General features: G+C 63.1%; 7 protein-coding genes. 4 read left to right on the forward strand and 3 right to left on the reverse strand.

What is annotated here, in order from left to right:
* Positions 1-35: 35 nt before the first annotated feature.
* Positions 36-3518 (reverse strand): T9SS type A sorting domain-containing protein, encoded by a 3483-nt coding sequence (locus KIT10_11670; protein MCW5899915.1) that lies wholly within the window; start codon positions 3516-3518, stop codon positions 36-38.
* Positions 3519-3693: 175 nt separating this feature from the next.
* Positions 3694-7449, reverse strand: a complete 3756-nt coding sequence (locus tag KIT10_11675) for a T9SS type A sorting domain-containing protein (protein ID MCW5899916.1) — start codon at positions 7447-7449, stop codon at positions 3694-3696.
* 191 nt (positions 7450-7640) lie between these two features.
* Here KIT10_11675 and KIT10_11680 point away from each other — a divergent pair, with 191 nt between their 5' ends.
* From KIT10_11680 to KIT10_11695, 4 genes are all read left to right on the forward strand, one after another.
* The gene (locus tag KIT10_11680) at positions 7641-9083 is read left to right on the forward strand and encodes an aldehyde dehydrogenase (GenBank protein MCW5899917.1); all 1443 of its coding nucleotides are present in this window, start codon (positions 7641-7643) and stop codon (positions 9081-9083) included.
* Positions 9084-9307: 224 nt separating this feature from the next.
* Entirely contained in the window at positions 9308-9682 is a 375-nt protein-coding gene (locus tag KIT10_11685) for a hypothetical protein (GenBank protein MCW5899918.1), read from the forward strand.
* Between the two features lie 286 nt (positions 9683-9968).
* On the forward strand, positions 9969-11333 hold the full coding sequence (locus tag KIT10_11690) for an OmpA family protein (protein MCW5899919.1): 1365 nt from the start codon (positions 9969-9971) through the stop codon (positions 11331-11333).
* 671 nt (positions 11334-12004) lie between these two features.
* A complete protein-coding gene (locus tag KIT10_11695; protein MCW5899920.1) occupies positions 12005-12184 on the forward strand; it encodes a hypothetical protein in 180 nt (59 codons plus the stop codon).
* 204 nt (positions 12185-12388) lie between these two features.
* Here KIT10_11695 and KIT10_11700 read toward each other — a convergent pair whose 3' ends face one another.
* Positions 12389-12628, reverse strand: a complete 240-nt coding sequence (locus tag KIT10_11700) for a hypothetical protein (protein ID MCW5899921.1) — start codon at positions 12626-12628, stop codon at positions 12389-12391.
* Positions 12629-12637 lie beyond the last annotated feature (9 nt).

Consider the following 12637-nt stretch of genomic DNA (forward strand, 5'->3'; position numbering starts at 1 on the left):
AGGTTTCCTTCAGGTACGGCCCTGCTCCCGCCCGATCACCGCGCCACCACCAGTCTCAGGCCCACCGCACTTGCAGTGGTGGTCAAGCGCACGGTGTACAGTCCGGGTACCAGCCCTTGCACGAAGTCCAGGTCTCTTGCCGCCCCGGCTTCCTGCCACCACCGTTCGGTATGGACCAGACGGCCACCCGCATCGAAGACCTCCATCACCACATCACCACCGGCACCGTCGTGCCGCAGCCAGGCTTCTCCCTGCGCCGGGTTGGGGTGGATGGTCCAGTCGGATGCGATCAGTTCTTCCATGCCGGTGCAGATCTCCACGAACACGGTGACGAAGTCGCCGCTGAAGGACAGGCAGGCACCGGTGCTGGAGATGGATGGGAGTGCGTTCCCCGGTACCGCCCCCACAAGTGCCCCATTGTGCGAAATGCCCCACACGCGGTATTCGCCCAGTGGCAGCCCGTTGAAGTCCAGGGAGATCCCGGCGAGTTGGGTGATGATGATATCAAGCGCATTGGTAAGCACATAGGTGTAGCTCTGGGAGGAGATGGAACTGTTCACGAAGGCGATCACGTCCGACTGGCCGTCCTGGCAAACGAACTCCACGGAGGCCTGGTCGCTGGTGGCCACGGTGCCACCGTCGCAGAAAAGGGATGGGACCTGGCCGGTGATGCACACCGTGAATGCGCCGCCCGTGCCGAATTGCAGGTTGCTGAAGATGCGCACCAAGTATTCCTCGCCCTGTGTGACGGGTACCGTGAGCGGCCCGCTGGGCTGCACTTCGCAGGCCACTTCGGCGCCGCCGCATGCGGTCAACACCACGATGCCCCAATCGGTCATGCCGATCGGATCGAGGGTGATCTCCACCTCCGAGTTCAAGCCGGCGTTGAAGGTGTACCACACATCGGTGTAGCCCACGGTGCTGAAGTCACAGGCCGGGTTGCCGGGGCCGGGCACGCTGTAGGTGTTGTCGCCTGCCGTGGGCGCACAATCCAGTTCGATGGTGAGTTCGGTGGCGTTCGCGCAGAGGTCGTTCTCCGGGATGCAATCGAGTACGATGACCGTGGCGCCCGTGACGTCCAGTGCGCCACAAATGCTTCCACCGCCCTGGATCAACAACGCGTTGATGTCGAAGCCCGTGGTCTCACCCAGGATCAACTGTCCGGGATCCACCGTGGCGGGGTCATAGACCAAAGTGTGGATCGTGTATTGTCCCGGTGTCGCGGCGGAGAAGACCGGCCCCCCGGAGAGCGCTACGATCACCAATGCGGGACCCTGCGTCAGTGCATAGGCCACTTCGTAACCGTCAGGAACGTTGGCATCGCCCTGCGGTGTGGCGGCGACGATCGCGTTGCCATTCACCAGGCACACCGGTGTGGCCACGGCCAGGAGCGAGCCAGCATCAGCCTCGCAGGGCGGCAGACAGGTCTGCACATTGAATTGCGCGCCCGCCACATCGAGGCTCGCGCAGATGTCGCCGCCGTTCTCGATCAACAGTGCCGCGATGTCGGATCCCGTGGTCACGCCGATCACCACTTGGCCCAGGTCCAGCGTGGCCGGATCGTACACCAGCGTGTGGATGGTGTAAAGCCCTTCGGCGCCCACCCCGAAGAAGGGATCGCCCTGCGCGTTGATGATGACAAGTTCCTCGCCCTGCGTGAGCACATACAGCAGGCCGTAGCCATCGGGTACCACGGCGTCACCGCCCGGGGTTCCCAGCAGGATCGCTGTACCATCTTCCAGGCAGGGGTTCGCATCGATCGGCGAAAGCGTGCCCGCGAGGGCCTCGCAGAAAGGTGGCTGGCAGTCTTCCACACTGTATTGCGCGCCCACCACGTCGAGCGAAGCGCAGACCTCGCCACCGCCTTGGATAAGCAACGCGTTCACATCGAAGCCCGTGGTGACGCCCAATTCCACGATGGAGAGGTCGAGCGTGGTGGGATCGTACACCAGGGTGTGTATGGTGTGCAAGCCAAGTTCCTCGGCGATGAACTCCGGTTCGGTGTTCACACCGATGATCGTCAGCCCGGCGCCCTGCGTCAATACATAGATCACCTCGTAGCCCTGCGGCACTGACGCATTGCCTTCCGGAATGGCCGTCAGCGGAGAGGTCCCCGCCACCACGCAGGCCACGCCACCGCCGGTGAGGGTGCCAGCATATGCATCACACGGAGGCGCAGAGCAATCCTGCACATTGAATTGAGCGCCCGCCACATCGAGGCTCGCGCAGATGTCGCCGCCGTTCTCGATCAACAGTGCCGCGATGTCGGATCCCGTGGTCACGCCGATCACCACTTGGCCCAGGTCCAGCGTGGCCGGATCGTACACCAGCGTGTGGATGGTGTAAAGCCCTTCGGCGCCCACCCCGAAGAAGGGATCGCCCTGCGCGTTGATGATGACCAGCTCCTCGCCCTGCGTGAGCACATACAGCAGGCCGTAGCCATCGGGTACCACGGCGTCACCGCTCGGGGTGGCCAGCAGGATCGCTGTGCCATCTTCCAGGCAGGGGTTCGCGTCGATCGGGACCAGCGTGCCCGCGAAGGCCTCGCATTCTTCCACCACGCCAGGACCAATGACGCATATCTCGAAAGTGGTGGTGGCGGGCATGCCGCCGTACCAGTCGTTCACGCGCACGAAGTAGATCTCCCCGATGGTGAGTCCGGTGGCTTCGAGCACCTCCACACCGCCGGCCGATGCGGCATCCGCACAGGCGATGCTCACCGAATTGGCGCAACTGCCGGCGCGCAGGTCCACTGTGGCATCGAATGCAGGACTGCCATCCACGATGATGGTGTGCTCAGTGGCGGTGGCGGTGAAACTGTACCAGACATCATCCTGGGCATTGCCCAGGAAACCGGCGCAGAAGACCGCCGGCAGCGAACCGCCACTCACCAGCGCGCCGAAGACATCACCCGTGACCGGCAGGCATGCAGGTGCCGGGACCAGTTCAATGGCCCCATCGCATTCATCATTATCCGGCGGTGTGGCCGTGCAGGGTGTGCCGCTGAAGGTGAGGGTGTAGGGTCCGGTGGCGCCACTGCCGCCCAGCACCGCATAGAAATAGGTGCCCACCGGCACTTGGGGGAAGAAGATGCTGAAGTTGCCATCGCCACATTCGTCCGTGGTCACGGAACCCTGCCCAAGGTTCACCAGGTTGTTGAAGGGGCAGCCCATGAACAGGAGCGTGTAGGCCCCCTCGAACGCGGGGTCGGTGCCGCAGTAGGATACAGTGAGGTCCACGCAGGCGCTCACGGTGAAGGCTTCCCACACTTCGGGCACGCCGAATCCGATCCCATCGGAAGCGCCCGTGTTGTCACCGTTCACCGTCACACTTCCGCCCACAGGCAATTCCACGATCGTGGCGCCCGAGCAGTCGTCATTCGGCGGTGGGCCGCCCATGGGCAGCGCGGGATCCAATGCGGACGGTCCCCAGGTGCCGATGGTGATGGCTTCGGTGGGCCACTTGTCCGCCGGCCATGGTTGCGCGCCCTGGCCGCACAAGACCAGGGAGGTTATCAAGGACAGGAGGGACAGGAGGGAACGGGGAGGTGTTGAGCAGAGTGCGTAGCGTGCCTTCATCGAGCGGGTGTGGGTTGTACCGGAGGGTGCAAAGTTCATGTCAATGGAGGTCCGTTCGACCGAAAAGAAAGAGGCGGGACACGATGGTCCCGCCTCCGCTCCTATCGTTGCCTGGTCAATGCACCACGATTCGCTGCTCGTGGCGGTGGTTGTCCGTGGTGAAGCGCAGCACATAGGTGCCCGGCACGAGTTTGCCGCCCAGCGCCATCCAAACGGCCTCGCCACGCGTCATGTAGCGCGACTCCTGGTGCACGGCACGGCCCGCCACATCGAACACATCCATGGCCACCAGCGCATCGGCACCGCCGTACACCACGGTGAAGTCACCCGTGTTCGGGTTGGGGAACACGTTCCATCCGGCGCCCGCGATATCCTCGGCGATGCCAACACCAGGCTGTACGATCAGCGAATAGTCCTCCACCTCGCCATAGCTGGCCAGTCCGCAGGGCGTGTCGTTGAAGTTGTTGGTGTACTGGCTGCCATCGTGGGTGTCGTGCAGGCGGATGCGCATGCGCGTGGTGCCCAGCGGGGTGCCGGCCGGGATGGTGACGTTGCCCGTATAGATGTCCACCGAACCGATGATGGAGGTGAAGACCAGTTCACCGGCATCGAAGAAGTCCTCGTCCTGGTTCAGGTCGATCCACACCAGCACCTGGTTGGTGCTGTAGGAGGTGTTGGCTCCGTTGCGCGCCACATCGATGGCGATCGGGTAGGTCTGGCCCGGCGAAACGGTGCCTGTCACGTTGGTGAAGTCCGAGTAAGCCGGCGGCGCGGGTGACGCGTTGGGTGAGTTGTTGTTGATGCCGGCGAAGGTGACGTTGATGATGCGTTCCTCCAGACCCAGGCCCGTGCCATCGGCGCCAGCGTCACAGTAACCACCGCACTCTTCCACGGAGAAGGCCGCACCGGCCACATCCAGGCTGGCGCAGATGGTGCCTCCGCCCTGGATCAGCAGCGCATTCACATCGAAGCCCGTGGTGACACCCAATTCCACGATGGAGAGGTCCAGCGTGGTGGGGTCGTACACCAGGGTGTGGATGGTGTAGGTGCCGAGCGCGGAGACCTCGAAGCTCGGCGCAGCAGCGGCATCGATGATCACCAGGCCGGCGCCTTGGGTGAGGGCGTACACCGTCAGGAATCCCGGGGGCACCACGGCATCACCGTTCGGGGTGGCGCTGAGCGTCACGGGGCTGCCCTCGAAGCAGACCACACCGCCACCGTTGAGCGTGCCAGCGTCCGCATCGCAGCAAAGGATCACCGCGAAGGCGGCACCGGCCACATCCAGGCTGGCGCATATGGTGCCTCCGCCCTGGATCAACAGGGCGTTCACATCGAAGCCCGTGGTCACGCCCGGCTCCACGATGGAGAGGTCCAGCGTGTTGGGGTCGTACACCAGGGTGTGGATCGTGTATGTGCCGAGCGCGTCAACCTCGAAGCTGGGCGTGGGTGATGCGTCGATGATCACCAGGCCGGCGCCTTGGGTGAGCACATAGATCGTTTCGAAGCCGGCAGGTACGTCGGCATCACCGTTGGGGGTGGCGGCCAGCGTCACCGGCGCATCCTCGTAGCAGATGGCACCACCGCCACTGAGCGTGCCCGCATCGGCGTCGCAGCAAAGCACCACCTCGAACACGGCGCCCGCCACATCCAGGCTGGCGCAGATGGTGCCACCGCCTTGGATCAGCAAGGCGTTCACGTCGAAGCCGGTGGTGACACCGATCTCCACGATGTCCAGATCGAGCGTGTTGGGGTCGTACACCAGGGTGTGTATGGTGTAGGTGCCGATCGCGCCCACTTCGAAGCTGGGATCCGGGCCGCCATCGATGATCACCAGGCCCGCGCCTTCGGTGAGTACGTAGATCACTTCGAATCCCGGAGGAACTTCCGCGTCGCCATTCGGGGTGGCGTTGAGCTGCACAGGGCCGTCCTCGAAGCAGGTCTCCGCGCCGCCACTGAGGGTGCCGGCATCGGCATCGCACTCCAGCGCACCACTCACCACAATGGTGTAGTCCTCCACCTGGCCGTAGGTGCTGTTGCCGCAGGGCACGGCATTGATCACGTTCGCATACTCCGAACCATCATGGGTGTCGGTGAGACGGACCCGCATGCGGGTCGCACCGTTCGGCGCGGTGATCGGCACCTGGATGCTGCCGGTGAAAGTGGGACCTGCGCTGATGATCGAGGTCCAGGCCAGTTCATTGGCCTCGAACACCTCGTTCTGGTTCCAATCGATCCACACATAGATCTGGTCCTCGGGGAAACCATTGGAAGTGGACACCGAGATCGGGTTGCTGCTGCCCGCCGTCACGTTGCCCTGGATGCTGGTGAAGTCCTCATAGCCGGCGGTGGACGTGGAGTTGTTGTTGAAACCAGCGAAGGTGACGTTGCTGATCTTCTCGAACTGGGTGCTGGTGGCGCCCGCTGCGCAATAGCCCGGTGGCGGAGCTCCGCAGGCCGTGGCCGATACGCTGATCGAGTAGGGCCCATCCGGTGTGGAAGGTGGATCCACCAGCACGGGGATCCAATAGGTGCCTGCGGGCAGTTCGGCGAAGAAGACGTCGCAGGCGGTGAAGGTGCCCGTGAGCACGCCCGCCAGCACGTCGGGGCATTGGTTCACCACGTTGATCAGGAAGTTGGTGAACTCCGATCCCGGCACGCAGTAGTTGATCGTCACGTTGGCGCAGGTGCTCAGCGTGAAGGCCTCCCACACCACCACGAAGTTGGTACCGGCCAGCACATTGGCGCCGGTGTTGTCACCGCTGTAGGTCACCGTGCCGCCGGGTGCCAGGTTCTGCACCACGGCGCCCGTGCACAGGTCGTTGGGCGGCGGGCCGCCACCGCCAGCCTCCTGGATGTTCACCGTGTAGTCCTCCACCTGGCCGTAGGTGCTGGTGCCGCAGGGGGTCGCGTTGGGTCCCAGGGTGGCATCATGCAACCGCACCCGCATGCGGGTGTTGCCCAGCGTCGCGCTCATGGGAATGGTGATCGGACCGGAGTGCGGCCCAACGCCCATGGGCGAGCTGTACATCAATTCATTGGCCTCGAAGATCTGGTTCTGGTTCAGGTCGATCCACACCAGCACCTGGTCCTCGGGGAAGGCGCCCGCGATGGTCACGGTGATGGAGTTGGTGGCGCCCTGCGTCACGTTCGCCGTGATGCTGGTGAAGTCCTCGTAGCCCGCCGTGGAGGTGGAGCTGTTGTTGATGTTGGCGTAAGTGACGTTGCTGATCTTCTCGAACTGCGTGCTGGTGGCGCCCGCTGTGCAATAACCGCCGGCACAGGCCGCCGCGGAAACGTTCAGTGTGTATGCGCCATTGGCCTGCGCGGCATCGTAGAGCACCGGCACGTACCAGGTGCCTGCGGGCAGCGCCTCATAGAGCAAGGTGCCGTTGTTGTCGCCGCACGCCGTGAAATTGTTCGACGTGTTCAGCACATAGCCCGCGCCCGCAGGACAGGTGGGGCTCAGGAAGATCCAGACCAGGCCGAAGGCGGGATTGGTGCCGCAATAGCTGATGGTGACATTGGCGCAGGTGGTGGTGGTGAACGCGTGCCACACGGTGGGGTCCAGTCCGTCCAGAGGAGAGCCCGGCACGAAATCATTGGTATTGGTGGCGCCTGTGGTGGTGCCATTGAAGACCAGCTGCCCACCGACCGCCAATGGCAACGGGGTCACGTTGGAACAGAGGTCGTTGGCCGGGCCACCACCGCCCATTTCGGCCACTTGCACAGGAGCATCCTGCATGGTGGTGAAGCCTTGCAGCTTCAGCTTGGCGGGGTCGGCCTTGAGGGGCTGCGAGCCGGATTGTGCCACCAGCTGGCCAGCGAAGGCCAAGGCACAGAAGAGGGGGAAGAAGGCGTATTGTCGGGTCATGGGATGGGGTTCTGTGAAGGACGAGCGAAGTTGGGGACAAGGATCCGGGCTTTCGATCGTCCTTCGGGGTGGGTCAAGGGACTACTTTTCAACAGATCCCCGTACGCGCTGTTCGGTGCCGGGGATACATCGATCCGACGGAAACCCTTCCGGCACCCACCAGCGCGGCGCTTCTACCTTTGGGATCCTCCATGGAACGCCTGCAGAACCTGATCGATGGCACGCTGCGCCCGGCCGAAAGCGGCGCCTGGTTGGACGTGCATGCGCCCGCCACCGGCGGTGTGCTGGCCCGCTTGCCCGATAGCGATGAACGCGATGTGGAACTGGCCTGGCAGGCCGCCCGCAAGGCTTTCCCCGCCTGGAACGCGCTGGGGCGGGAGGGCCGCAGCAAGGTGTTGTTGAAACTGGCCGACCTGATCGAACGCGACCTGGAGCATTTCGCCAGGGACGAATCGCGCGACAACGGCAAGCCGCTCACCCTGGCGCGCAAGGTGGACATCCCCCGCGCGGTGGCCAACTTCCGCTTCTTCGCCACGGCCATCCTGCACTTCCCCAGCGAGGCGCACCTGATGGACGATGTGGCGGTGAACTGGACGGACCGCCAGCCCATCGGTGTCGTCGGGTGCATCAGTCCGTGGAACCTGCCGCTCTACCTCTTCACCTGGAAGATCGCGCCCGCGCTGGCCACCGGCAATTGCGTGGTGGCCAAACCCAGCGAGGTGACACCGCTCACCGCTTATCGCATGAGCCAGCTGTGCACCGAAGCGGGCATGCCGCCGGGTGTGCTGAACATCGTGCACGGGTCGGGGCCCAAGGTGGGCGCGGCCATCACGGCGCATCCGGGCATCACGGCCATAAGCTTCACCGGCGGCACGCGCACCGGCGCGGAGATCGCACGTGTGGCGGCGCCCATGTTCAAGAAGCTGAGCCTGGAACTCGGCGGCAAGAACCCCGTGCTGGTCTTCGCCGACTGCGACTTCGATGACATGCTGGCCACCACCCTGCGCAGCAGCTTCACCAACCAGGGCCAGATCTGCCTGTGCGGCTCACGCATCCTCATACACCGCAGCATCTACGACCGCTTCAAGGAGGCCTTCGTGGCACGCGTGAAGGCCCTGCGCGTGGGCGATCCCGACGATTCCGCCAGCGACCTGGGTGCGGTGGTCTCCAAGGAGCACATGGAGAAGGTGCTCGCCTACATCGCGCTGGCCAGGGAGGAAGGCGGCAGCGTGCTCTGTGGCGGCGAACGCGTGATGCTCGATGGTCCGCTGCGGGACGGCTGGTACATCGCCCCCACGGTGATCGAGGGCCTCGGCCCTGACTGCCGCACCAACCAGGAGGAGATCTTCGGACCGGTGGTGACGCTGCAAGCCTTCGATGACGAGGAGCAGGCCGTGGCCCTGGCCAACGCCACGCCCTACGGCCTGGCCGCCGTGCTGTGGACGCGCGACCTGAAGCGCAGCCACCGCGTGGCGCGCGCGCTGCAGGCCGGCATCGTGTGGGTGAATTGCTGGATGGTCCGCGACCTGCGCACCCCCTTCGGCGGCGTGAAGCAGAGCGGCGTGGGACGCGAGGGCGGCGTGGACGCGTTGCGCTTCTTCACCGAAGCGAAGAACGTGTGCATCAGGCTTTGACGGCGGAACAGGACCGCGAAGAGACACGGATCCGCGGCAGCATGGCGTAGGAGCGCATGGATATCCTCATGCCTTAGGAAATACTTCGCGGGCTTTGGGCAGGGCCATGCGTCACAGGCTCTCGGCGGGTGTGGTCGAGGTAGGTGTGGGACAGTGAACGCCCGGCCCGATCGTTAACTCTTCTTATTTCCGTTGAGCCCGTTGTCGCTCACCATAACCTTGGTGTGGCCCGCACCATGCGCATCGGCACCTTGTTCGCCCTGGTCGTAACACTCATCTCCTGTGGCCGTGAACAGGACGCCTGGGTGGAAACGGACCCATGGGCCCTTCGACCGCAGGACATTCATGGGCGTGCTACGAAGCTGGACCTGGATGCCATCGTGTTCGATACCGCCCAACGCACTTGCGCGCTCTTCGTAGCCGTCCGGTCAGGGGCACTGGAGGATCCTGCCGTCTTCGGCGGCGAGATCGATGACTCGATGGTCCATTGGAACCTGTGCCCCGGGGGCACCATGGTGGCCTGTGCCCCGGCTTCCGCAGCGGACGGGAATACGATCCCGGTGGGCATTCCCTGGCCGTATTCGGCTCAGGATCTATAGATGGTCCGGCAGTTCACAAGCGCAGGGTCCCTTCGGAGAGCCTGCGGAGGTTTGGAGACTGCGTACACGTATGCGTGTCATGCACAAAATGAACGATCACCTGCGCGCTGTTCAACTGTCATAGGCCCTACTAGAAATACCACTTTCATTATACCATATCTGTGACGATCAGCTCAATGTCCTAGTGCCCGACACCTTTCAGACCGTCCAGGATCATCGGAACTGACGAATGTTATCGTTCATGATCCGCCAAGACCTCATCTTGCCCCTACCAAACCTACCCATCATGGAACGATCATTTTTCATACTCATACTTACAGGAGTCCTCCACGTGCCTGGCTTCGGCCAGGACCAACCGCCGAACCTCATCGCCAACGGCGACTTCCAGCAGATAAGCCGCAAGGTCACCACGTGGGACCAACTGGACCGGGCCGATGGCTGGAGCAATGCCAATGCGGGGTCCGTGGATCTGTTCGGTGCTGGCGCTTGCGCGAACAGCACCGGCTCGCCGAACAACGCACTGGGCTCCAGCGCAGCATTCAGCGGCGACCATTATGCCGGATTCGTGGCGTTCAAGGATGACCAGCGCTGGAACCCCAAACGATCCGTGAATGGTCGTTCCGAAGAGGCCACCCGACCCGCGTGGAACCAATACAGCGAATACTTGCAGACCGCACTCAATGCTCCACTTGCTGCGGGACAGGACTATGAGGTCTCCTTCCGCGTGAAGCTGGCGCAGGAAAGCGATCGGGCCGTGGCTGGCATCGGCGCTCATCTGTCCCCTGCAGCCCTGGCCCAACGCACCAACGCGCACCTCACCATGATGCCTGAAGTGTTCACCCGAACGGTGATCAGCGAGCGTGGCAACTGGACCGAAGTAAAGGGCGTATTCAAGGCGGAAGGGGATGAACGCTTCTTGGTGATCGGTGCCTTTCCGGCAGCAGGCCTCGAGCCTCAAAAGGTGATCGAAGGGGGTGACAGCCAGCGTGCCTATTACTACATCGACGGCATAAGCGTGCGCCTGAAGCCAGAAGATGATCGCGACAAGGATGGCATTCCCGACAAGGATGACCTGTGCCCGGATCAAGCGGGACCGGCTGCCACCCAAGGTTGCCCGGACAGCGATGGTGATGGCGTTGCTGACAAGGACGACAAATGCCCCACTGCGGCCGGTATGGCCAAGTGGGATGGCTGCCCCGATAGCGATGGGGACGGCATACCGGACCATTTGGACAAATGCCCGAACGTGGCTGGCGTAGCGGCCATGAAAGGCTGCCCTGAGGTGAAGGAAGAGACGCGCCGCCTCTTCGAGAAGGCCCTCACCGGTGTGAAGTTCGAGACCGGCAGCGCCAGGATCACCAAGGCCAGCCTGGGCATCCTGGACGATGTTGTGAAGGTGATGGAAGATCACCCCTCCTACAACCTGGACATCCACGGCCACACGGACAACACCGGAAATGCGGACAAGAACCTGCAACTGAGCAAGGACCGCGCTGCATCAGTGAAGGCCTACCTGGTAAGCAAGGGGGTGGAAGCCGCACGCTTGCGCAGTGAAGGCTTCGGGCAGACAAGCCCCATAGGGGACAACGGTACCGCGGAAGGCCGCGCCAGGAACCGCCGCGTCGAATTCAAGGTGACCTTCTTCGACTAAGCCATCCCCAGCGATCCAGCAACGGGTGCATGGTGTTCCAAGAGGGAGCATCATGCACCCGTATCGCGTTATGTGCGGCTGCGCCAATCGAAGCGCGTAGCCGCAGGCTACGCGCAATGCTGGAGGCTCTCGTTAGCATCTGGCCACACACGTTCAGTTGCGTACGGGATAGGTAGCCACCGGCTACCATGCTTCTTTTCTTGTCGAGCGTAGCCGCAAGCTACGCTCAGAGGCACGGCCACGCTTAGCGCATTGGGGCATCAGGACCACGAGTCACAGATTCGCGGCAGCGGGGTCAAACGGATCACATCCAGGCCCCCGCAGGGTCTCCCCTTCGGGACCCTGCGGAGAACTCGACCCTGCAATACAGGTGCGCAGGGTCCCCTTCGTACCTCGGGAGACCCTGCGGAGGCTTTGAAGGCACGACCTAACCGTGGCAGGGGTCGCTCCCAGAGGACCCTGCAATACAGGTGCGCAGGCCCCCCTTCGTACCTCGGGAGACCCTGCGGAGGTATAGTCTCCGCTTCGGGACCCTGCGGGGAACTCGGCAACACGTCTACCAACTACACATTATTGCCTTATTCGGCTCCGGATCTTTAGTTGATCCAGCAGTTCACAAGCGCAGGGTCCCTTCGGAGACCCTACGGAGGTTTGGGACGACACTTCAAGGTGTGGACGCACGACAACACCCCTTGCAACTCCAGTCCTTCACCGTACGGCAGAAGGCGGACTACATCCACGACAACCCGGTGCGTGCCGGTCAGGTGGACCAGCCACGCGACTACCTCTACAGCTCGGCACGCGACTACCAGGACGAGCCCGGCCTGCTGAAGGTGGAGCGGGTGTGGTGAGCTATCCGCGTATGGCTGTGCGCGGCTTTCTGCGCGTAGCCTGCGGCTACGCGCAACACCGTAGGCTCTCCGTAGCCTGTGGCTACGCGCGCTTCGTGTTACGCTGGGTGGGTAGCCACAGGCTACCGTGCTCCGGTGCTTGTCGAGCGTAGCCGCAGGCAACGCTCAGATCCCGGCCACGCTACGCGCAGAGGGGGGGAATCATCAACCCTCAACAATCGTTTGCCCATAAAGCACTTGGCGGCATTGATTGATGAAGACCACCTTTAACACATTGACCTCCTCGGTCACCGGCTTTGTGGCACTGAGAAAGTCATTGCTCATGCTATCGAGCTCATCATAAAGTCTAGAGGCCATCTCAAAAATAGTTGAGGTGTCCTGAGCCATGAACAACGGGCGTTTGACAACCGAAGAAGGGAGGGTCTTGATCCTTTCACCGTGCATGTCCTCTTT

The sequence above is a fragment of the Flavobacteriales bacterium genome (assembly GCA_026129465.1).
Taxonomy (GTDB): domain Bacteria; phylum Bacteroidota; class Bacteroidia; order Flavobacteriales_F; family PHOS-HE28; genus PHOS-HE28.

What these genes read in the sequence shown, in the direction of transcription:
- KIT10_11675 (MCW5899916.1), bottom strand. Translation starts at nt 7,449, where the DNA reads ATGACCCGACAATACGCCTTCTTCCCCCTCTTCTGTGCCTTGGCCTTC.
- KIT10_11680 (MCW5899917.1), top strand. Translation starts at nt 7,641, where the DNA reads ATGGAACGCCTGCAGAACCTGATCGATGGCACGCTGCGCCCGGCCGAA.
- KIT10_11690 (MCW5899919.1), top strand. Translation starts at nt 9,969, where the DNA reads ATGGAACGATCATTTTTCATACTCATACTTACAGGAGTCCTCCACGTG.
- KIT10_11700 (MCW5899921.1), bottom strand. Translation starts at nt 12,628, where the DNA reads ATGCACGGTGAAAGGATCAAGACCCTCCCTTCTTCGGTTGTCAAACGC.